At 63.9% G+C, this 24,790-nt stretch carries 23 protein-coding genes; 8 read left to right on the forward strand and 15 right to left on the reverse strand.

Annotation, left to right across the window (positions count from 1 at the left end; translation table 11 throughout):
- Positions 1–65: 65 nt before the first annotated feature.
- Positions 66–1,928 carry a diguanylate cyclase gene (locus OKB87_RS04970; RefSeq protein WP_333563320.1) on the reverse strand — a complete coding sequence of 621 codons (1,863 nt, stop codon included), beginning with the start codon at positions 1,926–1,928 and terminating at the stop codon, positions 66–68.
- 223 nt (positions 1,929–2,151) lie between these two features.
- Here OKB87_RS04970 and OKB87_RS04975 point away from each other — a divergent pair, with 223 nt between their 5' ends.
- Positions 2,152–3,156: a sensor domain-containing diguanylate cyclase gene (locus OKB87_RS04975; RefSeq protein WP_270826660.1), complete on the forward strand. Its 1,005-nt coding sequence runs from the start codon at positions 2,152–2,154 to the stop codon at positions 3,154–3,156.
- Between the two features lie 9 nt (positions 3,157–3,165).
- On the opposite strand, the gene viaA is transcribed toward OKB87_RS04975, so the two are convergent.
- Both viaA and OKB87_RS04985 read right to left on the reverse strand, forming a co-directional pair.
- On the reverse strand, positions 3,166–4,620 hold the full coding sequence (viaA, locus tag OKB87_RS04980) for an ATPase RavA stimulator ViaA (protein WP_270826663.1): 1,455 nt from the start codon (positions 4,618–4,620) through the stop codon (positions 3,166–3,168).
- A 52-nt stretch (positions 4,621–4,672) separates the two neighbouring features.
- Positions 4,673–6,280, reverse strand: a complete 1,608-nt coding sequence (locus tag OKB87_RS04985) for an ATPase RavA domain-containing protein (RefSeq protein ID WP_270826665.1) — start codon at positions 6,278–6,280, stop codon at positions 4,673–4,675.
- Positions 6,281–6,518: 238 nt separating this feature from the next.
- Between OKB87_RS04985 and OKB87_RS04990 the strand changes: the two genes are divergently transcribed.
- Complete coding sequence (locus OKB87_RS04990; protein ID WP_270826666.1) at positions 6,519–6,998, forward strand: DNA polymerase III subunit psi; 480 nt, start codon at positions 6,519–6,521, stop codon at positions 6,996–6,998.
- A 50-nt stretch (positions 6,999–7,048) separates the two neighbouring features.
- Positions 7,049–7,498: a ribosomal protein S18-alanine N-acetyltransferase gene (gene rimI, locus OKB87_RS04995; RefSeq protein WP_011704681.1), complete on the forward strand. Its 450-nt coding sequence runs from the start codon at positions 7,049–7,051 to the stop codon at positions 7,496–7,498.
- 23 nt (positions 7,499–7,521) lie between these two features.
- Here rimI and OKB87_RS05000 read toward each other — a convergent pair whose 3' ends face one another.
- The gene (locus tag OKB87_RS05000) at positions 7,522–8,067 is read right to left on the reverse strand and encodes a hypothetical protein (RefSeq protein ID WP_016349458.1); all 546 of its coding nucleotides are present in this window, start codon (positions 8,065–8,067) and stop codon (positions 7,522–7,524) included.
- 185 nt (positions 8,068–8,252) lie between these two features.
- Here OKB87_RS05000 and OKB87_RS05005 point away from each other — a divergent pair, with 185 nt between their 5' ends.
- On the forward strand, positions 8,253–10,043 hold the full coding sequence (locus OKB87_RS05005) for an AMP-dependent synthetase/ligase (protein ID WP_270826670.1): 1,791 nt from the start codon (positions 8,253–8,255) through the stop codon (positions 10,041–10,043).
- Between the two features lie 82 nt (positions 10,044–10,125).
- Here the strand turns inward: OKB87_RS05005 and OKB87_RS05010 are convergent, their stop codons facing one another.
- The 5 genes from OKB87_RS05010 to OKB87_RS05030 all read right to left on the reverse strand — a co-directional run bounded on the left by OKB87_RS05010 (position 10,126) and on the right by OKB87_RS05030 (position 17,485).
- Complete coding sequence (locus OKB87_RS05010; protein WP_270826672.1) at positions 10,126–11,340, reverse strand: aldose 1-epimerase family protein; 1,215 nt, start codon at positions 11,338–11,340, stop codon at positions 10,126–10,128.
- A 254-nt stretch (positions 11,341–11,594) separates the two neighbouring features.
- The gene (gene gshA, locus OKB87_RS05015) at positions 11,595–13,193 is read right to left on the reverse strand and encodes a glutamate--cysteine ligase (protein WP_201354810.1); all 1,599 of its coding nucleotides are present in this window, start codon (positions 13,191–13,193) and stop codon (positions 11,595–11,597) included.
- A gap of 59 nt (positions 13,194–13,252) precedes the next feature.
- Positions 13,253–16,066: a M16 family metallopeptidase gene (locus tag OKB87_RS05020; protein ID WP_270826676.1), complete on the reverse strand. Its 2,814-nt coding sequence runs from the start codon at positions 16,064–16,066 to the stop codon at positions 13,253–13,255.
- Positions 16,067–16,085: 19 nt separating this feature from the next.
- A complete protein-coding gene (locus tag OKB87_RS05025; protein WP_029304641.1) occupies positions 16,086–16,523 on the reverse strand; it encodes a YqaA family protein in 438 nt (145 codons plus the stop codon).
- Positions 16,520–17,485: an NADP-dependent oxidoreductase gene (locus OKB87_RS05030; RefSeq protein WP_270826677.1), complete on the reverse strand. Its 966-nt coding sequence runs from the start codon at positions 17,483–17,485 to the stop codon at positions 16,520–16,522. The genes OKB87_RS05025 and OKB87_RS05030 overlap by 4 nt, the downstream gene beginning before the upstream one ends.
- 56 nt (positions 17,486–17,541) lie before the next feature.
- Between OKB87_RS05030 and OKB87_RS05035 the strand changes: the two genes are divergently transcribed.
- On the forward strand, positions 17,542–17,709 hold the full coding sequence (locus OKB87_RS05035) for a hypothetical protein (protein WP_005308905.1): 168 nt from the start codon (positions 17,542–17,544) through the stop codon (positions 17,707–17,709).
- Between the two features lie 49 nt (positions 17,710–17,758).
- Here OKB87_RS05035 and OKB87_RS05040 read toward each other — a convergent pair whose 3' ends face one another.
- A complete protein-coding gene (locus OKB87_RS05040; RefSeq protein WP_270826679.1) occupies positions 17,759–18,757 on the reverse strand; it encodes a Preprotein translocase subunit SecY in 999 nt (332 codons plus the stop codon).
- A 302-nt stretch (positions 18,758–19,059) separates the two neighbouring features.
- On the opposite strand from OKB87_RS05040, the gene OKB87_RS05045 reads away from it, so the two are divergent.
- Complete coding sequence (locus tag OKB87_RS05045) at positions 19,060–19,419, forward strand: hypothetical protein (protein WP_270826680.1); 360 nt, start codon at positions 19,060–19,062, stop codon at positions 19,417–19,419.
- Positions 19,420–19,471: 52 nt separating this feature from the next.
- Here OKB87_RS05045 and OKB87_RS05050 read toward each other — a convergent pair whose 3' ends face one another.
- The 4 genes from OKB87_RS05050 to rpsF form a co-directional block, all read right to left on the reverse strand.
- The gene (locus tag OKB87_RS05050; RefSeq protein ID WP_270826681.1) at positions 19,472–20,212 is read right to left on the reverse strand and encodes a ferredoxin--NADP reductase; all 741 of its coding nucleotides are present in this window, start codon (positions 20,210–20,212) and stop codon (positions 19,472–19,474) included.
- A gap of 100 nt (positions 20,213–20,312) precedes the next feature.
- Positions 20,313–20,759: a 50S ribosomal protein L9 gene (rplI, locus tag OKB87_RS05055; RefSeq protein ID WP_011704669.1), complete on the reverse strand. Its 447-nt coding sequence runs from the start codon at positions 20,757–20,759 to the stop codon at positions 20,313–20,315.
- 52 nt (positions 20,760–20,811) lie between these two features.
- On the reverse strand, positions 20,812–21,042 hold the full coding sequence (gene rpsR / locus OKB87_RS05060; protein ID WP_005308890.1) for a 30S ribosomal protein S18: 231 nt from the start codon (positions 21,040–21,042) through the stop codon (positions 20,812–20,814).
- 30 nt (positions 21,043–21,072) lie between these two features.
- Positions 21,073–21,459, reverse strand: coding sequence for a 30S ribosomal protein S6 (gene rpsF / locus OKB87_RS05065; protein ID WP_005308887.1), 387 nt, complete (start codon positions 21,457–21,459; stop codon positions 21,073–21,075).
- 237 nt (positions 21,460–21,696) lie between these two features.
- Between rpsF and OKB87_RS05070 the strand changes: the two genes are divergently transcribed.
- Positions 21,697–22,920, forward strand: coding sequence for an Nramp family divalent metal transporter (locus OKB87_RS05070; protein WP_016349448.1), 1,224 nt, complete (start codon positions 21,697–21,699; stop codon positions 22,918–22,920).
- Positions 22,921–22,985: 65 nt separating this feature from the next.
- A complete protein-coding gene (locus tag OKB87_RS05075; protein ID WP_270826682.1) occupies positions 22,986–23,876 on the forward strand; it encodes a hypothetical protein in 891 nt (296 codons plus the stop codon).
- A gap of 33 nt (positions 23,877–23,909) precedes the next feature.
- On the opposite strand, the gene OKB87_RS05080 is transcribed toward OKB87_RS05075, so the two are convergent.
- Positions 23,910–24,746: a DMT family transporter gene (locus OKB87_RS05080; RefSeq protein ID WP_270826684.1), complete on the reverse strand. Its 837-nt coding sequence runs from the start codon at positions 24,744–24,746 to the stop codon at positions 23,910–23,912.
- Between the last annotated feature and the right edge of the window lie 44 nt (positions 24,747–24,790).

The raw sequence follows: 24,790 nt of genomic DNA on the forward strand, positions 1-24,790 counted from the left end.
TTATACCCGCGCGAGTGAAAAATACCCAGCCCGGCTTTGCAGTCGAGCAGGGGAGCCTGCGCCCCCTACTCGGCCCGCATCACCTGGTTGCGGCCCGCCTGCTTGGCCCGGTACATGGCCTCGTCGGCCCGCTGCACCAGATCGCCGAAGCTCTCGTCGAGCGGGCTGTACTGGGCACAGCCGATGCTGACGTGCACCGGCTGCCCTTCCGGCATACCGTCGATGCGCAGTTGGGCGACCCGATGGCGGATCCGCTCCGCCACCTCGGCCGCCTCGTCGAGGCAGGTGTCGGGCAGCAGCACCAGAAACTCCTCGCCACCGTTGCGCCCCACCCGATCGAGGGAGCGCAGCTGGGCGGCGACGCAGCTGGCCACCTCGGCCAGCACCTTGTCCCCCATGTGGTGGCCCAGGGTGTCGTTGACCTGCTTGAAGTGATCGATGTCGAGCTGCAGCACCGACAAGGTCTTGCCATGCTCTCGCGCCTGCTTGAACCAGGCCTGCCCCTTGGCCTGGATCTGGCGGCGGTTGTGCAGCCCGGTCAGGTCGTCGGTCATGGCGAGCCGGCGCATCTTGCGGGAGCGGTTGAACTGATGCAGCGCCAGCATGCCCATCACCAGCAGCAACAGAATGACCACCGCATATTGCCAGTGGCGCCGCTCCTGCAGTTGCTTGAGCTTGGCTTCCTGCAGCAGCTGCTTGGTCTTGAGAGCTTGGTTCTCCAGCTCCTTGCGGGCCAGGTCGAACTCGAAGCGCATCTGCAACGAGCGCTGCTCCCTGAGTACCCGCTCCAGAGAGTGCTTGGTCTCGACGTACTTTTTGAGGCTGGCCAGTGCCCCGTTGATCTGGCCCTGCTGCTCCAGGATCCGGGCCCGCACCTCGTAGACCCGCGCCAGGAAGCGCTGGTTCTTCTCCTTGACGAAGATGGGCTCGGCCTGGGCCAGGTAGTAGAGCGCCTTGGTCGGGTTGCTCTGCGCCGCTTCCGCCATCCCCATCACCAGTTGCCAGTGGCCCAGGGTCACGCTGTCGGAGCTCTCGCCACTGCGCAGGATGGCATCGGCCTGCTGCAGCTTGCTCACCGCTTCGGCCACCTTGTTCTGGTTGAGCAGGATGGTGGCGATCTCGATCTGGATCCAGGCCAGCTGCCCCTCCTTCTGCTGGGAGCGGTAGAGCTGCTCGGCCTGGATCATCAACGGCAGGGCCCGTTCATACTCCCCCATCTCGGCATAGAGCAGCCCCTGCTGGGAGCGGATGTCCACCAGCCGCTCCTGATCCCCCAGGGTGCCGTAGTCGTGCTCCAGCTCCTTGAAGTAGCCCTCGGCCCGTTCGTAGAGCCCCATCCGCCGGTAGGCGTTGGCGATCTGGGCCAGCACCTCCCGCGCCTTACCGTCCTGCCCCAGCGACTCAAAGCGCTTGTGCGCCTCGATAAGCTCCATCAGCCCCTCCGCCAGCTCCCCCTGATAGGCGTACATGTCGCCGCGAAAGCTGAGGATGTCGGCCTCCTGCAGCCGATCGCCGAGCCGGCGGGCCAGCACCAGCGCCTGCTGATAGTCGGCCTTGGCCTGGTCCATGTTGCCGAGCAGCTGCTGGTGAAAACCACGACAGGTGAGCAGGCCGGTCTCGGTGATCCTGTCCTTGCGGGTCCGGGCGATAGCCAGCTGCTGATCGGCAAAGGCCACCACGGCGCGATACTCGCTGTCCCACTCGGCGGGCATGGCCCAGCACTGCAGGCGCACGATGCGTCCCTGCACGTCGAGGGGATACTCTTCCTTGCTCGCCACCAGCGCGGCGATGCGCAGCCGGAATATGCGGTCGGGCTGGAAGCCCTCTTCCAGCAGTTGCAGCTCGCGGGAGAGCTGGGGTTCGGTCAGCGGCGCCCGGGCCGCCCAGGCGAGGGGCGTGCACAATCCCGTCAGCAGGATCAGGGTCATGATGCGTTTCATGCCGGTTCGGTTTCCCCTCTGGTGGTGCAGCTAGACAGGTGTGTTCACTATGACCATCATATCCTGCCTTGTTCAAGCACACAGCCACCAGGGAGAAAGAGAGAAAATCAGCCAGATCTGGCGGGCTCTCACACTCACCCCTCGTGCCTCTTTACAGATGGAAAATCAGCATCGACTATAAGCGCCATCCACTACAGGGAAGCGCGGGTTGATGACATACCAGGAGCTGCAGGCGGCCTACGACAAGCTGCTGCAGGAGAACGAACGGCTCAAGCGGGTCGCCGACGATGCGCGGGAGAAACTGGAAGCCGCCATGGACGGCACCGGCCTGTGCATCTGGCAGAACCATGTGCCCACCGGCAAGCTCATCATCTTCAACCGCCGCTGGGGCGCCATGCTCGGCTACCAGCCCAAGGAGCTATCAGCCCACTTCGACGTCTGGCGCGAGCACCTGCACCCGGAAGACAGGGAGCGGGTGCTGCAGGCCTTCTTCGATCACCTGAGCGGCAAGAGCCCGTTTTATCAGGTGATGCACCGGATGATCGCCAAGGATGGCAAGACCACCTGGGTGCTGGACCGGGGCCGGGTGGTGGAGCGGGATGCACAGGGCAATCCCATCCGGGTGATGGGCACCCACATCGACATCACCCACGAGAAAGAGTACGAGCAGCAGCTGGCCCAGCTCGCCCACCGGGATCCCCTCACCGGCCTGCTCAACCGCACCGCGCTGCAGCGCCAATTCCCGCAGGAGTACCAGGCGATCTGCTTCATCGATCTCGACGACTTCAAGCAGGTCAATGACAACCTGGGTCATCGCGCCGGCGACGAGCTGCTGATCGCCCTCACCCGCCGGCTGCGCGACTGCTGCGAGGAGGGGGTGAAGATAGGCCGGCTCGGCGGCGACGAATTCGTGCTGCTGCTGCCCTGGAGCTGCGACGATCCCCGTACCAGCCACCTGGCCCGCCAGTGCATCAACGCCATCTCCACCCCGTTCGAGCTGCCCAACGGCGACGCCTCGGTGGGATTGAGCATGGGGATTGCGGCGATCCGGCCGCAGGATGATTTCAGCACGGCACTGGCCCGCGCCGACCAGGCCATGTATCGGGTCAAGCGCAGCGGCAAGCGGGGCTTTTACGTCTCCCAGCCGAGCGGCCAGCCGCTGCTGGATCAGGAGCAGGTCAACGAACGGGGACTCGGCCACCAGCCTCGCTGCTGACGGCCTGGCTCAGCTGCGCTGCCAGCGCCGCAGCAGGCGCCCGCGCAGGCCGCAATCGAGCAACCAGCTGTTGTCGAACACCCGCAACAGCGCCGGTTTGGCGTGGCGGGACATGGCCACCGCGTGAAAGCGGGTCTGCTGCTTGCGCTGGCGGTTCATTCGCTCCAGCAAGCTGTGGGGCAGGCTCTGGGCGATGAAGTCGGAGACCACCAGCACGTCCGCCTTGGCAAAGGCGGGGTCATCCAGCTTGATCAAGGCCTTCTCGAGACAGGGCACCAGATCGGTGCCGCCGTGAAAACTCATGGAGAGGAAGCGCTCCGCCTTGTCGAGCCCGGTGTCGGCGGTGATCTCCAGGGTCGCCACCTCGGTGGAGAAGAGCATCAGGTAGCAGCCCCGCTTCTCGTCCATCGCCACCTTGAGCAGCGCCAGAAACAGCGCCTTGGCACACTCCTCCGGGTATCCCCCCATGGAGCCCGAAGTGTCGATGCAGACGATGAAGGGCCCCCGCTGCTGCAGTTGCCGCCCACCGAGTTCCGGGGTGCGCAGCATGATGCGCTGGCGCGGCAGGGTGCCGCGCGACTGGTAGCTGAGCAGGCGCCGCTCCAGATAGCGGCGGTAGAACTCCAGCTCCAGCTCCGGCAGCGCCAGCATCACCGCCTCGCTCGGCAACAGTCGCATCAGGTCACTGGCCGGGTGAATGCCCACCAGATCGTCCGGCACGTCGTCGGTCTGCACCTCCTCCAGCTCGTGCACCTGCACCGGCGGCACCGGCGAGTCGTTGGCCCGGTTGTCCTGCTGGCTGCGCCCCAGCAGGTTGGCGATCTCCGCCAGCAGCGGCTCGCGCTGCAGCATGCGGGCGTACTGCTTGACCAGCACCAGGCTGCGTTTGTGCCAGCTGCCCTGCGCCAGATCCCACAGCCCGCCGGCGGAGATCTGGTTGGGATCCAGCGCATCGGCCAGGGTACGGCTCGCCAGCAGCTGATCTTCTATCTCCTGGCGCTGCTTCTCCCGCTCCGCCTCGGCGATCTGCTGCTGCAACTGCAGCAGGCTGCCCACCAGACTGGTGCGCCACTTCTCGATCAGCAGCTGGCGCTGGCTGTCGGTGGGGTGCGCCATCAGCTGGCGCACCAGGCTGCGCGCCTCGCCAGCGAAGGGACTGTACTGCTCAAGCCCGTCCAGCAGGGACGGCAATCGTCCCATCAGCTCGGCCAGCGGCAACCCCTTGTGGGCCTGATAGAGGCGATACTCCTGCTCCAGCGCCACCGGCACCGGCTTGTGGCGCATCTCCTCCCCCAGCTGTTCGCTCCAGCGGCGGATGCGCTTTTGCAACAATTTGCCCTGCAGCGGGGAGCGCTTGATGAACTCGGAGATCTTGGGGGTGGAGGCCAACAGCAGCGCCATCTCGCCCGCCAGCTCCCCCTCGCCGATGAGCAGCCCCAGATCCATCATGCCGATCTCAAGCATGGCGACCTCCGCCGACCAGGCTCACCACACTCCCTTTCGCGCTCGCCATGGTTCAGGCGTCCAGCTGTGGCAGCCGGTCGTGCCAGTGGCTGATATCGCTGCGCAGCTGGTCCAGATCCCGGTTCAGCACGAAGAAGCTGTCCTCCACCTGCTGCAGCCAGTGGCGACCGATGAAGAGGTGCTGCTGATGGCGCTCGAACAGGTTGCGCTGGCGCTTGAGCTCCTGCGCCAGCACGCCGGCTTCTGCCAGCAACCCGGTCAGGGCGGCCTGCCAGGGGGCGATCACCACCTCGGGGATGGGGTTGCGCTCCACCAGCACCAGGGGAATTTGCTGGCGCTGCAAGTCCAGCACGTGCAGCCGCAGTTCGTCGTCCAGCACCAGCTCATAGTGGCCCTCCTTGGGGTTGCCGAGCGGCCAGCCCACCAGCGCCTCGCCGGTGGGATGCCAGTGGGAGAGCAGGGTGCGGTCGAACACCAGCGTCTCCACCAGCCGCTCCGGATCGTCGCCATCCAGCGCCGCCGGGGTGAGCAGGTGGAAATGCGCCAGTTTGCCGAACGGACGGGCGTTGGCCAGCGGGATCTGGATGCCGCGAGCACGGCGTCCAAACCACTGCTGGCGCTTTCTGGCCTTGCAACACAGGCGCTGGGCCACGCTCTGTTTGAGCTGCTTGAACTGCTCCCGCAGCCCCATCAGCTGACGGGTCATGGCCAGCTGCTGATAGCCGTAGAGGCGGGAGAACTCGGTCATCATCTCCAGCAGGGCGGTGCGCGAGGCCTCGTCATGCCAGAGGCAATCCTTGAACAGCAGCAGATCGAGCGGGGCCACCTCGTCGCGGCCATTGAAAAAGGCGCTCGCCTTGATGAGCCTGACGGCCTTCTTCCAGCGCCGATCCGACACGTAGCAGCTGTGGGCCAGCTGGCTGTCGAGCTGCTGGCGCAGCTGATAGATGAGCTCGAAGCAGTCGTCCGGCAACCGGATCCGGTCGATCTGCTCCTGCCACTCCAGGTACTCCTCGCCGTGGATCTGCACCGAGGGCGGCAGATTCTGGTGGGACTGGCCGTCGCTGGCCAGCATGGCCTGGAAGTTGGCCTTCTCCTGCACCCGGTCCATCCAGATCCGCACCAGCATGCGGTCGTAGAGCGCCTCCAGCCCGCTGTCGGGGGCCGGCAGCTCGTTGGAGGCGGTCACCAGCAGCCGCATGGGAATCGGGTGCTGGCTGTCGCCGTTGCGAAACTGCCGCTCGTTGATGGCGGTGAGCAGGGTGTTGAGGATGGCGGGGCCCGCCTTCCAGATCTCGTCGAGGAACACCACCTCGGCCTCCGGCAGGTAGCCGGCGGTGAGTCGCAGATACTTGCCATCCTCCTTCAGCGCCTGGATGGAGAGGGGGCCGAACACCTCCTCCGGCGTGCTGAAGCGGGTCATCAGGTATTCGAAGTGGCGGGCATCGAAGAAGGCCAGCTTGAGGCGCCGCGCGATCAGGCTCTTGGCGATGCCGGGCGGGCCCAGCAGAAACACGCTCTCGCCACACAGGGCCGCCAGCAGGCCGAGCCGCAGGGCATCCTGGCGCTCGTAGAGCCCCTCGCCGAGGGCCGACAGCAGGCGTGGCAGGCGCTCGTGAATGGGGGCGAGACGAAGATTCTGTGATGCTAAAGGTGGCATAGGCACACTTCCGATACTGGGGTTGTCTGGAACCGGCACACCCGCGACGCAATCGAAGGTTCCCTGTCCTGCTTGTTGGATTGTCGGGAGGCCGCCTGTGACTCGCTCCGACCGGTTGCCGAGCGCCGGGCCGCCTCACCTGGCTAAAACATACCGCAAAAGATGCAGCAAAACGCGTTCGAGTGTACCCTGCGCAGAGCTTTTTTCATCAATGCAGATCAAGACTGAGTCATCGTCCATGCAAGATCCAGTGCAGCTGACCACGGCGCGGGAGCCAGCCCCCGCGCAACCTGACCAGGCATCCGGTCGCCTGCGGCAACACCTGCTGGCCCGGATGGGCATTCCGAGCTGGCAACTGCGCCGGCCAGCCCTGCTGGCGGGCCATCAGGTTGTGCCCGCGCCGGCCAATGAGATCCCGGCAAGCGAGCAGGCGGCTATCCCCGCCTCGGCCGTGCCGAGCGAGCCGCCCAGCGGCAAGCTCTGGATCCTGGCGAGCCGGCTGCCCGCCCCCCACCTGCTGGCAGACCTTTGCCAGCTGCTCGGCATCGGCAGCGACGAGGTCAGCCTGCTGAGCAGCCTGCCCGTCGGCCACACCTCGCCACTGCTCTGGCTGGAAGCGGCCGATCCCGCCTGGCCAGAGGCCCTGATCTGCCCGCTCGCGCCCAGCCCGGCCCAGAAACGGGCGCTGTGGCAGCAGCTCAAGGGGCGCCTCGGCTGAGTGCCGAGCCCCACCCTCTCTTCGTTCAGCCGCCCCGACCCGGAGCCACCATGGTGCAATTTCGTCCCCTGCTCGAGACCGACTTCGAGCTCATCTACCCCATCGAACAGGCTGCCCACAAGGAGCCCTGGAGCCAGGCCAACCTGCTCTCCTGCTTCGGGCCGCGCTATCTCAACGGTCTGCTGCTGGTCGACGGCCAGCCGGCCGGTTTCTACATCTCGGATCTGGTGGCGGGCGACAGCTCGCTGATGAACATCTGCGTGCACCCCGACTTTCAGGGCAAGGGGCTGGGGCGGGCGCTGCTCAGGGAGTACCTCACCCGCAGCAAGGCCAACAAGGCCGAGGCCTGGTTCCTCGAGGTGCGGGCCGGCAACAGCACCGCCATCAGCCTCTACGAGAGCGAGGGGTTTGCCGAGTACTGCCGGCGCGCCGACTACTACGGCACCGGCCAGGATCGGGAAGATGCCGTGCTGATGTCCCGCCTGTTCGACTTCGGCTAAACCGCCGCGCTACATCTGCGGCACTACAGCAACGGCGCGTTGTCGAGGGCCGGATCCTGCAGGCTCTGGGTGGTGTGCAGCACCGCCTCGAACCCGGCGGCGGAGAGCGGCATGAAGAAGCCGCGCTGCCAGGTCACCCCGGGCATCCAGATCTGCTGGATATCCACCACTATCTTGATGGGCTTGAGCGGCTCACCCGGCTGCTGCACATAGATGCCGGGCGGGGTCGCCACCTGCGGGAAGCGGCGCAGAATGTGCTCGCTGCCATCCCCCGCATCCGGGTTGAGGCGCACCTTGACCAGCCGGGCCAGCACCGGCGCCATCTCCGCTGACTGCCAAAGGCTGGTCTCCAGCAGCTTGCAGCGCCGGCATTTGGCGCGCTCGATCACGTAGAGCAGCGGATAGCCCTTGTGCAGGGCCAGCTGCTGCGCCTGCGCATAGCCCTCGGCGCCGCTCAGCCAGGGGTTGTCCTCCTCGCTCCCCGTGCCTCCCAGCGTAAACCAGAGGCCGCCGGCCCCCGCCAATAACAGCAATACCCCGGTCACCACCCCCTTGATGCCGACACTCATTGTTCACCCTCCCTGAATGGCTCCGCATGTCAGACCCCATCATGCCTCAAGCTCACCCTAATTGACGACTTTGTGATCCAAGACAAATGGCGAACACTTGTAAGCTGTAATCTTAGAGTTTAAACTCCAGCGCGATTTTCAGTGCCCCTTAGGGCGTACAACTGTTACTTGAGGATGTCTGACTGATGCCGAAAAACCACCTGGTTCGACTGATGCGGGAGCGTATCGCCCGGCTTGGCAACAAGGCCGCTCTGCGCGTACAACAGGATGGCCAGTGGCGTGCCATCGGCTGGCGTACTCTGGGACAGGCCATGGACTACTGTGCCCAGGCGCTGATCCGCGCCGGCCACCAGCCCACCGAGATGGTCGGCATCTATGCCCGCAACATGCCGGAGTGGACCCAGGCCGATCTCGGCATCCTGGCCGCCCGCGGCGTCAGCGTCCCCATCTACCCCACCAGCACGCTCGATCAGCTGCGCTACATCGTCAAAGATGCCGGCATTAAGGTGCTGTTCGTCGGCGAACAGCCTCAGTTCGACCAGGCGCTGCAACTGATTGAAAGCGGCGAGATCCGCCAACTGGTCGCCCTCGACGGCAGCGTCAACCTGCGCGGCTGCCCGCAGGCAAGCCACTTCCAGACGTTTCTGGTCTCCGGCAACCATCAGCCCAGCGAGCAGGTGTTGCGCGAGCGCGAGAGCCAGTACCGGATGGATGACCTGCTGACCCTGATCTACACCTCGGGCACCACGGGTGAGCCCAAGGGGGTGATGCTCGATTTCGCCAACATCGCCGCCTGCTTCGAGATGCACAACAGCCGCCTCGATCTGAACGAGCAGGATGTGTCGCTCTGCATGCTGCCGCTCAGCCACGTGTTCGAGCGGGCCTGGAGCTACTACGTGCTCTATTGTGGCGCCGAGAACGTCTACATCCGCGATCCGCAGAAGGTGATGGATGTCATCGGCGAGGTACAGCCGACCGTGATGTGCGCCGTGCCGCGCCTCTACGAGAAGGCCTACGCCATGATCCAGGCCAGGGTGGCCCAGGCCCCGCGCCTGCGTCAGGCCCTGTTCGGCTGGGCCACCAAAGTGGGCAAGCAGATGGTCGCCACCCGCCAGGCGGGCAAAACCGCCTCCCCGCTGCTCTACGGCCAGCTCTGGCTCGCCGAGCGACTGGTGTTTCGCAAGCTGCGCGCCCGCTTCGGCGGCCGCACCCGCTTCCTGCCGGTGGCCGGCGCCCGCCTCGCCGACGAGGTGAACTTCTTCTTCCAGGCCATGGGGCTCAACCTCAAGTACGGCTACGGCATGACCGAAACCACCGCCACCGTCTGCTGCTACGAAGACAGCCAGTTCAAGCTGGGCTCCATCGGCACGGCGCTCTGCGGCATCGAGGTGAAACTGGGTGAGAACAACGAGCTGCTGGTGCGCTCCCCCACCGTGATGCGCGGCTACTACAACAAGCCGGAAGCGACGGCCGAGGTGATGACCGAGGATGGTTTCCTGCGTACCGGTGATGCCGGCGAACTCGACAGCGAAGGCAACATCTACTTCACCGAGCGCCTCAAGGAGCTGATGAAGACCTCCAACGGCAAGTACGTGGCCCCGCAACTGGTGGAAGGCACCATCGGCAAGGATCGCTTCATCGAGCAGATCGCCATCGTCGCCGATGCCCGCCACTTCGTGTCGGCGCTGATCGTGCCCTGCTTCGAGTCGCTGGAAGAGTACGCCCGCTCCATCAACCTGCAGTACCAGTGCAAGACCGAGCTGCTGCGCCACTCCAAGGTGGTGGAGTTCTTCGAGGCACGCATTCAGGATCTGCAAAAAGAGCTGGCCAAGTTCGAGCAGGTGAAGAAGTTCACCCTGCTGCCAAGCGCCTTCTCCATGGAGCTGGGAGAACTGACCCCGACCATGAAGCTGCGCCGCAAGATCATCGAGTCCAAGTACCAGAGCGAGATCGAGGCCATGTATAACCATGTCTGAGTACAACCACGTCTGAGACCGCTCGGGTTCAGGGAAATAAAAAAGCCGCTTCAAGAGCGGCTTTTTGCTGTTTGTCCGTCACTTACGGCAGCTTGACCAGCGGCTGATCACGCAGTTCGGTGGGCCGGCCGGCCTGGATCTGCTCCACGCTGGTCAGAGCCTGCTTCACCTCGTCGGCATTCCGCAGCAGGCGGTAGGTCAGATCGAAAGTCTTGGTCTCTCCCGGCTGAATTTTGGGGACCAGCCCCAGCGGGCGCTGGTACTTGGTGCTGTAGGCATAGCTGGTGCCGGGTTCGATGCCGGTCACATAGCCCTGAGCCCGGGTGTCGGTGTTCTTCCACAGGGTCAGCACCGGCAACTGCCTGGTGTTGTAGCCCACCGCCACCCCGGCGCTGCCTGTCCGGTTGTTCAGCACCGCCAGGGTGTTACCCTCGGCGTCGCTGTAGGGCACCAGGTTGAACACCATCTCGTCGAAGCCCTTGGTCGGCCCCAGATAGGTTTGCCAGCTCTTCAGCCCCCCCTTGGCGTAGTCGTTGAAGGGGGAGATCTGCTTCACCGGGGTGCTGACGCGCGCGCCCTCCTCCAGGATGGGGGCCCCGAAGTTGCCGTGGTAGATGATTTGGTACTCGTTCTCGTAATCGGCGTGGTTGGTCAGCTTGTCCTGCAGGGCAAACTCCGCCTGACCGGGCACGACGCTGAGCTGGGTCCAGGTGACCAGCTCGCTCATCTTGAAGGTGCGCTCGTCCACCCGGCCCAGCACGTGAATGGCGTAGGGTGGCTCCTCGTCTATGGTCACGCTGACCACGGAGGCCGGTATGTTCTGCACCCGGCCATGCAGACTCTTGAGGCGGCCGTCGTCATCCACTCCCGGGTGACCGGTCCACTCGTAGCCACAGCGCACCAACATCTCGTTGAAGCCATCGAGCCAGCCGAGCCCGGTGCGGCTCTCCAGATCGATGAAGGCCGGATTGACCACCTCCTTGACCGGCGAATCCCAGCCGAGACGCAGATCGGCGGCTCTGACCTCCTTGATCCCCATGCCACGGGTCGGGATCAGGGTTATCTTCATCACCCCGTTGTCGACAATCAGCAGGTCCACCCCCTCCTGACGCCCGCCATGCAGCCGTTTCTTCTCGATGCTGAACGGTGCCGGACTCTTGATCCCCAGCTTGTCGCTGGTGATCTTCCAGTCCCCCACATCCAGCCCCTGCTGGGAGTCGGTCAGCAGGAATTCGGCAGCCTGGCCCGAGCTGGCGCCCAACGCGAACAGTACGGCAATGGAAAGTCTCTTCAACATGGATTTATCCTCGTGTCTCTTGTTTTTGTTTAAGCTGAATCGTTTCAGTGATCGAGAAATTAGGCGGCAAGCCCATCAGACTCAAGCTGCAAAAGAGGAAAATGTGAGCCGATTGACAATAAAACCGCCAATCGCTCTGCTGAAGTGAAGGCTGACTCACAGTTATTTTCGGGCCCGTGACGGCCAACCGCCTACTGGGAAGCGCCAATAAAAAAGCCGCTCCGAAGAGCGGCTTGCAGCAGAAGTGGATCCCGTCAGGCCGGGGTCTTGCTGGTTCCGAAGTAGTCGGCCAGGAAGTCGTCGAACGACAGGCTGTCGCTACGCTCGCGTTCCCGCTGCTTGGCCAGCGAGTCGCGAGCCTCGCCGGCAAAGTAGGCTTCATCCCAGTACTGCAGCTCACCGGCCAGCATCTCTTCCCGGTAGCGACTCGCCAGCTCGTCACCGAAGCAGCCGTTGTCCTGGCCGCTCTCCAGCAACTGCTTGAGCAGGCGGGCGGAGTAGGTGAGCTCGGGGTTGAGCAGCTTCTCGCGGTGCATCGCCAGGGTCTCGCGGTAGCGGTTACGACCGCAGCAGCGATCCAGCAGCGCGGCGACCTCGGCCAGCTCGTCGAACAGCTTGAGGCCGTACTCCTTCAGGCCGATGGCATGGCCCTGCTCGTCCTCCAGCTCGAGGCCGGGACGACGCCCCTCCAGCACCACCTTGGTCTGGTTGCGGCGATTGCGAGCAATCTCCTCGTCGCCCAGCACCGGGGACGGGCGCAGCAGGCACCAGACCAGGAACAGGTCGAAGAAGCGGATCTGATCCACCTCGATGCCGTACGGGGTGAAGGGGTTCACATCCACGGTGCGCAGCTCGATGTATTCGATGCCGCGCTGCTCCAGCGCATCCGACGGCTTCTCGCCGCTGCGCGGGGTGCGCTTGGGCCGGATCGGAGCGTACAGCTCGTTCTCCAGCTGCAGCACGTTGTCGTTGAGCTGGCGGTACTCGCCGTTCACCTTGACGCCGATCTTGGCGAAGTCGGGATCATGGGTGTTGATGGCGCGACGCAGGCTGCTGACATAGGCCGGCAGGCTGTCGTGGCTGATCTTGAGCCCCGCCTGGGCGCTGTTGGTGTAGCCCAGATCCGACAGCCGCAGCGCGGTGGCATAGGGCAGGTAGAGGGTGCCCTTGCCGGTCTTCTGGAACGGCAGATTGCTCTTGCGCCCCTTCAGGAAGGAGTCGCAGATGGCTGGCGAGGCACCGAACAGATAGGGCACCAGCCAGCCGAAGCGGTAGACGTTGCGAATCAGCCCCATGTACTTGTCGGAGATGAAGCGCTGGCTGCAGCACCCCTCGCACACCAGTTCCTGCCACTCGCACCAGAAGCTGTCCGGCATGGAGAAGTTGAAGTGCACCCCGGCGATCACCTGCATCAGGCTGCCGTAGCGGTTCTTCAACCCCTGCCGGTAGAGGGTCTTCATCCGGCCGATGTTGGAGCTGCCGTACTGGGCCAGCCGGATGTTCTCCTCGTCGCCGACGAAGCAGGGCATGGAGAGCGGCCAGATCCGTTCATCACCGAGATGGTGGATGGTGTGACGGTGGATGTCGCCAAGCTGTTCCATCAGGCTGTCGATGGAGTCGGTGGCCGGCGTGATGAACTCCAGCAGGCTCTCCGAGTAGTCGGTGGTGATGTTGGCATGGGTCAGCGCCGAGCCCAGACTGCGGGGGTGATCGGTCTGGGCCAGGGTTCCTTCCGGGGTGATGCGCAGACATTCACGTTCGATCCCGCGCCGGATCCCCTTGAGGGCGGTCAGCCGTTCCGGCGAACCCAGGGCGGTCAACAACTCGGTGAGTGACAAGCTTGTCGTAGTCATATTCACGGCTCATGTGTGGCCGCCCCACAGGGGGCGGCACTCTTTATTATGTAGCGCCCTCAGGGCAGCTGCAGCGGATAGATGGGAAGATGAAGCTCCTTCAAGGGTTTTTCAAGCTTTTGCTTGTCCCCCACCACCACAATCACCATCTCGGCCGGGTCAAGCCAGCGTGCCGCACTGGCCTTGAGCGTCTCGGCCGACACCGTCTTGATCAGGTTGTTCTGGGCCTGCACATAGTCCGGCTTCAGGTCGTACATGATCATCTGCAGCAGGAAGCCCGCCTTCTGGCCCAGGGTCTCGTAGGAGAGGGCATCCTGCTGGGAGACGGCGCTGCGCATATAGGCCAGTTCCACCGGAGTCGGCCCGTTCTTGCGGTAGTTGTCCATCTCCTTGAGGAACTGGCGGATGGCATCCACGGTCGCATCGGCCCGCACGTTGGCGCCGGTGGCGAAGGTACCCGCCTCGCGGTTGGCGGAGAAGCCCGAGCTGGCACCATAGGTGTAGCCCTTGTCTTCGCGCAGGTTGAGGTTGATGCGGCTGTTGAAGTTGCCGCCCAGGTTGAAGTTCATCAGCCCGGCGGTGAAGTAGTCACCCGTGGTATCGAACGGCATGGCACGGCGGCCGATGCGGATCACCGACTGGGGTGCCCCCGGCTTGTCCACCAGATAGATGCCCGGCTTGGCCTGCTCGCCCGCCGGCTTGAGGCTGCCCAGAGAGGGTTCGGCCCCCTTCCACTGGGTCAGGAAGGCGAGTTGATCCTCCACTTGGGACTGGGTCACGTCACCCACCACCACCACCTTGGCGTTGGTCGGGTTGTAGTAGTTCTGGTAGAAGCGCTTCACGTCCGCCAGGGTCAGCTTCTCGACATCGGCCAGCACGCCGTCACCCGGTTGACCAAGACGGTTCTGCTTGCCGTAGACCAGCTCGCGGAATGCCTGACCGGCCAGCCACTCCGGCTGCTGCTCGCTCTGCTTCATCCCTTGCAGCATCTGCGCCTTGACCCGCTCGAAGTCGGCTTCGCGCATGCCGGGCCGCTCAAACACCTCACGCACCAGCGCCAGGGTCTGCGGCAGCTTGTCGGTCAGGCTGCTGATGGTGACCAGGTTGTTGTACTGGGCGCTGGAGACGCTGACGCTGGAGCCGAGCTTTTGCAGCTCGTCGCTGAGCTGGGCCTCGGTCAGGCGCACCGAGCCCTGTCCCATCATGCTGGCGGTGAGGCTGGCCAGCCCCAGTTCGCCCTTGCCCTCGGCCCGCATGCCACCCGGCAGGGCGACCATGATGGAGACGGCGGGGATTTCGTCGCTCTGGGTGCCGATGATCTCGATCCCCTTGTCGAGCTTGCCGTGCCAGATGGCAGGCACCTTGACGCTCACCGCATCGGCCGCCTTGGGCTGCACGCTGCGATCAAAATCGTCTTTCACCGGTCGCTCGGCCAGCACCTTGTCATGCTTGCTGTAATCCGGCAGCTCACGCTTGGCCGGGGTGAAGTTGGGCTTGGCGGCCTGCCAATCGCTCTTGCCCTTGGGCACCACGCTCAGCACCACCGCCGGCTTGTTCAGGATGAACTTGTCGTAGGCGGTCTTGACCTGCTCCGGGGTCACCTTGCCGATGGCATCCAGGCTCTTGAACACATAGTTGGGATCCTGGGCGAACACCTGACCCATGGCGAGCTGGCTCACCTTGCCGGAGACGCTGTCCAGGCCCCAGATGGCCGAGGCGCGATAGCTGTTGATCGCCTTCTCCAGATCCTCCGGCTTGAGGCCGCGACCGGCGAACTCGCCGATCACCTTGTCCACCTCGCTCTTGAGGGTCTTCAGGCTGCCGTCCACCGCCGGGTTGGGGTAGGCGTAGACGGTCAGGGTACAGGCCAGCTCCTCGCAGTAGTGGGAGGCGCCCGCATCAATAGCCTTGCCGCTCTTGACCAGCGACTGGTAGAGCATGGAGCTGGCGCTGCCGCCCAGTACGTCGGCAAACATGTCGAGCGCCGGCTCCTGCGGATCGCCGAGCGACACGGTCGGGTAGCTGATATACAGGAGCGGTAGATGCACCTTGTCCTCAAGCGTCACATAACGGGTCTCGGGCAGGGTGACAGGCTGGGGGGTCGGCTCGGCCACGTCCGGGCCGCGCGGGATGGAACCGAAATATTGCTCAATCCAGGCCAGCGCCTGCTTGGTGTCGAAGTCGCCGCCCAGGGTCAGGGTGGCATTGTTGGGGCCGTACCAGCGCAGGAAGAACTGCTTGAGGTCGTTGACGTCGACCCGATCGAGATCCTCCACATAGCCGATGGGCTGCCAGGAGTAGGGGTGGGTGCGCGGGTAGAGCGCCTCCCCCACCTTCTCGCTCACCAGGCCATAGGGCTGATTGTCGATGCGCTGGGCCCGCTCGTTCTTGACGGTGGCGCGCTGGATCTCGAACTTCTTCTGGCTCACCGCGTCGAGCAAGAAGCCCATGCGGTCGGCCTCCAGCCACAGCACCTTCTCCAGCTGGTTGGCCGGCACGGTCTCGTAGTAGTTGGTGCGATCCTTGTTGGTGGTGCCGTTCATGTCACCGCCAGCTTCGTTGATGATCCGCATGTGCTCCTGATCCCCCACATGCTTGGAGCCCTGGAACATCATGTGCTCGAAGAAGTGGGCGAAACCGGACTTGCCCACCTGCTCGCGGGCCGAGCCCACGTGATAGGTGACGTCCAGGTGCACCAGGGGATCGGATTTGTCGGGCGCCAGAATGACGGTCAGGCCGTTGTCCAGCTTGTACATCTGGTAGGGAATGCCGAGCTTGCCCTCTTCCTTGACCTGTTCCGACACCAGAGTGGGTGCCGCCAGCACGGGCAGGGAGAAGCCCAGAAGCATGCTTAATGGAATGAGTTTGTTCACGGTTACCTCGTGAGTGAAGCTAGAAGATCTGCCTGGCCAGCAGAAAGACCAGGGCATAACGCAACAATTTGCCGAGCCCGATGAGAATGAGAGAGCGCCAGAAGGAGAGGCGCAGCCAGCCGGCCAGCAGACAGAGACCATCGCCGATCACCGGCGTCCAGGCCAGCAGCAGACACCAGTGGCCATGTTGTTTGAGCCAGCCGAGGGCTTTTTGTTCCCCACGGCCTTGAAAATCTTCCGGTTTTTTCTTGAAGGTGGCGAGCCAGCCGAGCCACCAGGTGGTCATGGAGCCGAGGGTGTTGCCCAGCGTCGCCCACAGCAGCAGGCTGGCCATGCTCCACTCCCCCTTGGTCGCCATGGCCCCCAGCAGCACTTCCGAGCTGCCGGGCAGCAGGGTGGCGGAGGTGAAGGCGCTCAGAAACAGCCAGCCGAGCCCCAGCTCGGTGATGCCATTCATCCGGCCAGAGCGTCCGCGGCGGGCATGCGCAGCAACAGCTTGCCACGCACGTGGCCCTGCTCGATGGCCTGATGGGCCAGCGCCCCCTCGGCCAGGGCATACTCCCCGGCGACCGTGACCTGAACCTCACCCTGACGCAGCAGGGTCAGCATCTGGCTCAGCTGCTGGCGGTCAGGGTGTACCAGCATGCCGAGCACCTCGATGGCGCTGCCGGCCGCGGCATCCTTGATCTGCTGGGCACTGATGGTGGGCACCGTCACCAGCCGGCCACCCGGCTTGACGCAGGCGAGCGCCGCCTTGCCGCTCTCGCCACCCACCAGATCCAGCACCAGATCGACCTGGCCCACTTGGGCTACCCAGTCTGCGTCATGGTAATCCACCATCCGACTGGCCCCCAGCCCGTGCAGGAAGCTGTGATTGTCGCGACTCGCCGTCGCCACCACCTCGGCGCCATAGGCGCTGGCAAACTGCACCGCCAGGTGGCCGACACCGCCGGCACCAGCCAGGATCAGCACCCGTTGCCCCGCCTTGAGGGCGCCGTGTTCAAACAGACCCTGCCAGGCGGTGAGGCCCGCCAGCGGCAGCGCCGCCCCTTGCCTGAGGCCAATCTGCTCCAGCCTGACCAGCTCCTCCTCGCGCGCCACCACTGACTCGCCGTAGCCGCCGGCCGCGAGGGGAAAGCCCACCATGCCGCACACCCGATCCCCCTCGGCCAGCGCGGTGACGCCGGGGCCTATCTTCTCCACCACTCCGGCCACGTCATAGCCCGGCGTCCAGGGCAGCTTGTCCTTGTTCTGGGCCGCCGCCCAGCCGAGGCCGGCCCGGGTCTTGGCATCGATGGGGTTGACCCCCGCAAAGCAGATGCGCACCCGCACTTCGCCGTCGGCTGGCACCTTGTCCAGGGAAGGGTTGAGCCAAAGTACCGAGGGGTCGCCGAATGCGGTAATCTGTAGCTGCGTCATTGCACAATCCATCCTGTTGATTGATCAAGGGTCAACAGAATAACAGCGAGGACACCATGGCTCGAATGTTTCTTATTCCTCTGTTGCTGGCCCTGGGGTGGTGGGCGTTTCTGCTCTACTTCCGCATCCCGCTCAAACAGGGGGCCAAGGGCTTTTACTGGATCATCGGCATCGGCGGCGGGCTGGCCGCCTTCCTCAGCCTGATGATGGTGCTGACCCACTAACACAGCCCCCGCGCGGCAATAAAAAGGCCACCCTGCGGTGGCCTGATGATCAACTCCCCTGCGAGCTGAGGTGGTAGTGGCGGTTGCTGCCCTGCCCCAGCACCCCCTGGGCCAGCAGATGCTGGAACACCCGGTCCACCTCCTCCAGCGACAGCGACAGCGCCTCTGCGACCCGCCGCTTGCTGCACTTGAGCTCGCCGCTCTCCAGCGCGCTGCGCACCTGAGCCACCACCTCCGGCTCGGGCTCCGGTCTGGCCACCACGGCGGGCACCATGGCTGCCGCTTGCGCCTGGCGGGCCAGGGTCTGCTCCCTGGCCTGCTGCCACAGCCAACTGCGGCGAAAGCGGTTCTCCTCGCCGATCAGACTGACGAAGAAGGCGCCGAACACGTCGAGCAGCACGGAGAGGAAGCAGACCAGCAGAAACTGCACCTGGCTGATGCTCATCCCCACCCCGTCCGCCAGGCTGCTCATCAGTCCCAGCATGGAGGATTGCTCGTTGATGGGCTTGGCATCGCGCTCCTGGCGCAGCTCATCCTGGCGCAGCCTGAGCTTGGTATTGGCCTGCTGCAACCCACTGACGCCGCTGGAGATGCGCGCCATCTCGATGTACTTGCGGGCCGCCTCCTCGTTGAGCTGGATCTGCCGCTCTATGCTGGCGATCTGCTCGTCGAAGCGGGCGATCTCCCGCTCATGGCGCGCCTGCTGATTGAGGATGGTGTTGGTGGCGCTGTTGATGCCGCCGATGCTGCCACCGATGGAGATGGCGGCCAGCACGCTGTAGAACAGCAGCGACCAGAAGGCGCCGCCGAGATCGCGGCGCGCCTTGCACTCGCCGTACTCGTACCAGACGTAGAACTTGCCCAGCTCGAAGATGATGGCCAGACCGCCGAACAGCCACTTCATCAGGGGATTCTCGTCGATGGAGAGAAACAGCAGCAGGGAGAAGACGATGGAGGCCAGAATGGCCAGCCCGGTAAAACTGTACACCGTGGTCAAGGCGAACCACCCCTTGGGGTAGCGCAGCACGGTAGAAGCCTGTGTAGTCATGATGAAGGGGGTGCGATATGCAGGAAAAGTTGGCTGCCGATTATAGTCAGCCGAGCCACAGAATGAAGGCTAATCATTTGAATTGACTCAGATACCTTCACAAACGGACAGGCTGCGACCAGATTGGGCAAATTGTCGACGCTTCCCCGTTGTCTGCCGCTGCAACCCCCGCCAGCCTGATCGCCTGCCCGCCCGCGGCAAGCCGGCATGACATGCCCGCCAACTGATGTCGAGCCCGGTTCCGGCCCGGTTAAGGCGCCAGCTTCTACACTGAGACCAATCCTTCCGCACTCGAGGTCATCATGCACAAATCCATACTGCTGCTCTCCCTGCTGCTCGTCCAAGGCGTGGCTATGGCGGCGCCCCCCTCCAAGAACAACGATGGTGTCAAACTCTCCACCGACGACATCAAGCTGGACATTAACTGGGATCAGAAAGAGTACGACTGGTGGCAAAATAACTGCTTCGATCTCGGCATCGGCGACAGCCGCATCCAGCTCAACTGCGACAAGATGGACGGCAAATACCGGGACCACTACAACCGCAGCATCCACAGCGGCAACAACCCGGGCCAGGGCCACAACAAGCAGAAAGGCAACGGCAACGGCAACGGCAACGGCAACGGCAACAGCAACGGCAACAGCAACGGCAAGAAGAATTGATCGTCATCCCCGTCACCCTGACACAGGGGCCGAGGCCCCTGTGTCCATTTCTCTACCAGTAGTTCTCCGCACTGATGTTGCCGGGCGCCCGCCGCAGGTTCTTGGCCAATCCCAATGACAGCAGGGTCTGCTGGGTCTCCTTCACCATGGCAGGGTTGCCGCAGATCAGCACCTGACTCAGCTCGGGAGCAAATTCCAGCCCGACCCGCGCCTGCAACCGACCGTCGGCGATGGCGGCCGGGATCCGCCCTCCCATCGCCTCGGGCCATTCCTCCCGGCTGACGAAGGGCACATAGCGAAAGCGCTCGCCGTGGCGGGCGGCAAAACCTGCGATAAGCTCCCGGTAGCTCAGCTCTTCCCCCTTGCGCACCCCGTGCACCAGCACCAGATTCTCGAAACGGGCGAAGGCTTCCCCGTCGGCCAGCATGGAGAGGAAGGGGCCGATGGCGGTGCCGGTGGAGAGCAGCCAGAGATCGCGCCCGGCCGGTACCTCGTCCAAAGTCAGAAAACCGGTCGCCAGGGATTGCACCTGCAGGCTGTCGCCCGCTTGCAGCGAGCTGAGGGACGGAGTCAGTTCCCCATCGGGGATCTCGACGAAATAGAACTCGTGATAGGGGGCTGACGGGGGATTGACGAAGGAGTAGGCCCGCTGGACGCGGCGTTCGCCCTGCTCGAGGGCCAGTTTGGTGAATTGCCCCGCCTTGTAGGGGGCCAGCTCGGCCGCCACACGCAGGGAGAACAGGGTGGGCGTCCACTCGATACGCTCAAGGACGCGACCTTCGACCCAGGCCATAGGGATCTCCTCCAGAAGAACGGATCCTTACTCTAACTCTGGGCCTGAAAATAAAAAACCCGCGCAAGTGCGCGGGTTTTTCTGCAAAAGCGAATCGCTATTACAGGGCAACAACCTGGATCTGTACGGTTGCTTTGACGTCAGCGTGCAGCTGAACAACAACTTCGTAGTCACCGGTGTTACGCAGAACGTTGCCCATGCGGACTTCGCTCTTGGCAACGGCTACGCCGGCAGCAGTGATGGCTTCAGCCACGTCACGGGTACCGATGGAACCGAACAGCTTGCCTTCGTCGCCAGACTTGGAGGCGATAACAACGGCAGCCAGTTCACCCAGCTTGGCAGCGCGCTCTTCAGCGGCAGCTTTACCGGCAGCCAGTTTGGCTTCCAGTTCAGCACGGCGAGCATCGAAGGTTTCGATGTTGGCCTTGGTAGCCATAACAGCTTTGCCTTGCGGGATCAGGTAGTTACGGGCATAACCAGCTTTCACGGAAACTTGGTCACCCAGACCGCCCAGTTTGGCGATTTTGTCGAGCAGGATAACTTGCATTACCTTTCCTCTATAAATTTCGTTGAGTTAGGCTTAAGCGCCGGACCGATTCTTACTTGTTGTGCAGATCGGTGTACGGCAGCAGAGCCAGGTAACGAGCACGCTTGATGGCGCGTGCCAGCTGACGCTGATACTTGGCGCGGGTACCGGTGATACGGCTCGGTACGATCTTGCCAGATTCAGTGATGTAGTTTTTCAGAGTAACGATATCTTTGTAGTCGATCTCGGTAACGTTCTCGGCGGTGAAGCGGCAGAACTTACGACGACGGAAATAACGTGCCATGGCCTTTATCCTCTAGTCAGTGATCCAGAATTACTCTTCGGAAGCAGCTTCAGTAGCTTCTTCGCGGCGCTCGTCGTCACGACGGGTGAAGCGCTCTTCCTTGGCCTTGGCCATCGGAGAAACTTCAGTCACGGCGTGCTTGGTGCGCATGATCATGTTGCGGATAACGGCATCGTTGAAGCGGAAGTTGGTTTCCAGCTCATCGATAACGGCTTGCTCTGCTTCTACGTTCATCAGAACGTAGTGGGCTTTGTGCAGTTTGTCGATCGGGTAAGCCAGCTGACGACGGCCCCAATCTTCCAGGCGATGAATGGTACCACCGGAGGTGGTGATGGCGCCGGTGTAACGCTCGATCATGCCAGGTACTTGCTCGCTCTGGTCCGGATGAACCATGAAGACGATTTCGTAATGACGCATTTTAGCTCCTTACGGATTAATTCAGCCTCCGCCCAGGTGCAGCCAGACCTCGGAGGCAAGGAACATAATGGTGTTTAGACGCTGCTTTTCTAGGGCGGCGTATTGTACAAAATCCCATCCCCCACTGCAACCAGCCGCCACCGATGTTTTTATCTATGGGAACAATACAAAACTTCAATTGATAATAATTATCATTTAGATCTATTCTATCTCCATGCACTTATGGAGGCTGATACCATGCAACCCGCGCTGACCACGGCCATCCCGGCCCGCAAATTCAAACTGACCCTGCTCGGGCCGGCCTTTATCGCCGCCATCGGCTACATAGATCCGGGCAACTTCGCCACCAACATTCAGGCCGGATCCACCTTCGGCTATCAGCTGCTGTGGGTAGTGGTGTGGGCCAACCTGATGGCCATGCTGGTGCAGACCCTTTCGGCCAAACTCGGCATCGTCACCGGCAAGAACCTGGCGGAACACATTCGCGACCGGCTGCCCAAGCCGGCAGTCTGGGCCTACTGGGTACAGGCGGAGATCATCGCCATGGCCACCGATCTGGCCGAATTCATCGGTGCGGCCGTGGGCTTCAAGCTGCTGCTCGGGGTTACCCTGCTGGAAGGGGCCGGCATCACCGCCGTGGTCACCTGGGGCATTCTGATGCTGCAGTCCCGCGGCCAGAAACCGCTGGAGTTCGTGGTGGGCGGCCTGCTGCTCTTCGTGGCGGCGGCCTACATCGTCGAGCTAGTGTTCTCCCGCCCCCACCTGCCGAGCCTGCTGGAGGGCGCCCTCTTCCCCGGCCTGCCCAACAGCGACGCCGTCTATCTGGCGGCCGGCGTGCTCGGTGCCACCGTGATGCCCCACGTCATCTATCTGCACTCGGCACTGACCCAGCACACCCAGGATCAGGGCTCGGTCCCCCAGCGGCTGCACACCACCCGGGTCGACGTGGCCATCGCCATGACCATCGCCGGCTTCGTCAACCTGGCCATGATGGCGATGGCGGCAGCCGCCTTCCACAGCTCCGGCAACCAACAGGTAGCGGAGCTGGAGTCGGCCTACCAGACCCTCACCCCGCTGCTGGGCCAGGCGGCCGCCACCCTGTTCGGCCTCTCGCTGGTCGCCTCCGGCATCAGCTCTACCGTGGTGGGCACGCTGGCCGGCCAAGTGGTGATGCAGGGCTTCGTGCGCTTCACCATCCCGCTCTGGCTGCGCCGCGCCATCACCATGGCTCCCGCCTTCGTGGTGATCGCCATGGGCCTCAACACCACCGAGATCCTGGTGCTGAGCCAGGTGGTGCTGAGCTTCGGCATCGCGCTGGCACTTATCCCACTGCTGATATTGACCGGCGATCGCGCCCTGATGGGGGAGTATCGCAACCACCCGGTGACCCAGGCGGTCGGCCGCCTCATCGTCGCCCTGGTGATCGGGCTCAACGCCTACCTGCTGGTCGCCATGATCTAGCCCACCCCCCCCTCCCAAGGCCGGCTCGTTAACCGAGGTTAATGAGCCGGCCTGCACTTTGGCGTATGCTGGCGGCTCTCTTCCTCTTCGATTTGCGGGAGCCATCCATGCCACATACCCGAGCCAGCTTCGTGCTGGGCCACCATCAGGAGCAGGCCAGCGTCATCTGCTGCCAGAGCGGCGACACCAGCCTGCTGATCACCGACCTCACCCCCTTTCATCCCCAGAGCCACCTCTGGCCCGATCAGCCGGGTGACGTGGGTACCGTGCATTGGGAGGGCGGTGACACGACCGTCGGCCCTTGCCGTATGGGGGCCATCAGTCCGGATGGGGAGCTGTTCGTCGACCAGGCGATCCCGGTCAAGCGGGGCGCAGAAGGGTGGCGCTTCGTGGTGGTGCACCCGCTGGCCGGACACTGCGCGCTGCCTGCTGGCAGCCAGGTGACACTGCGGGTGGATGCCGAGGCCCGCCACGCCCTGAGCCTGGGCCACAGCGGCTGTCATCTGGCGGCACTGGCGCTCAACCGGGCGCTGATGCCTTACTGGCGCAAGGAGGTCAACGAGCGGGACGCGCTGGATCAGCCGGACTTCGACCGCCTCGCCATCCAGACCTCGCGGGTCGAGCCCATGGGTTCGCGCGAGCAGTACCGGATCGGCAAGAGCCTGCGCAAGAAAGGAGTCAACAGCGAGGCACTGCTGGCAGATCTGGCGCAGATTGAAGTGCAGGTCAACCGCCAACTGGCCGACTGGGTAGCAAGTGGGGCTGACATTCGCCGCAGCCGGGCCGGTGAGGCGATCATCGACTCCCGTTACTGGCACTGCTCGCTGGAAGGCCGGGAGGTCACCATCCCCTGTGGCGGCACCCACGTGGGCAATCTGGCCGAACTGGGGCTGGTCCAGGTGCAACTGGCCTCCTGTGAGGAGGGGTTTACCCTCACGACCCGGGTCACTCCCTGACCGGCCGGCCCGGATGCCTTAAGCCGCCTCCCCCTAGCCGAGGCGGATCAGCAGGATCCCGCCCAGGATCACCAGGGCGGCCAGCAACCGGACCCGCCCCAGCGTCTCCCCCAGCCAGCCCCAGGAGAGCAGCACCGCAAACAGCACGCTGCTCTCGCGCAAGGCCGCCACCAGGCCGATGGGCGCCTTGGTCATGGCCCAGATGACGATACCGTAGGCCAACAGCGACAGGGCCCCCCCGATGGCGCCGCTGCGCCACGCCGCAGGCCCCAGCTCGCGCCAGGCGGTGCGACTCTGCCAGCGCATCAGCAGCGGCATCATCAACGCGGTGAGGGCGAACAGCCAGAGGGTGTAACGTATCGGCTCACCGGCCGAACGGGCTCCCGCCCCATCGGACAAGGTGTAGGAGGCGGTAAACAGCGCCGTGATGAGCACCGCCTGCAGCGCGGCCGGCGCCAGCCGCAGACCACCTCGCCACGCCATCAGCAACACGCCGCTCACCAGCACCACGGCTCCCGTCACCGCCACCATTCCCGGCACTTCACCCAGCAGCAGGGCCCCGAACAGCAGGGTCACCAGCGGGGCGCTGCCCCGGGCCAGCGGATAGATCTGGCCGAATTCACCCAGCCGGTAGGCCCGACCGAGAAAAAGACAGTAGCCGCAGTGCAGCAGGATGGATAGCGCCAGCCAGGGATATTCGGCCGCCACCGGCCACCCCACCAAGGACAACAAGGGAGCGGCAAACAGGCCGGAGCAGAGGGAGACCAGCAAGACGCTGACTCGCCCCTCGGCCTGGCGTTTGGCCAGCGCATTCCAGAGCGCGTGCAGCAGGGCGGCCAACAGGATGGCAGCAAAGATGGTAGGGGTCACGACAGGGTTCCGATAGCAACAGGCCGCCCAGCATAGCCGGTTTG

The sequence above is a fragment of the Aeromonas sp. Y318-1 genome, from assembly GCF_027706125.1.
GTDB classification, from domain to species: Bacteria; Pseudomonadota; Gammaproteobacteria; order Enterobacterales; family Aeromonadaceae; genus Aeromonas; species Aeromonas hydrophila.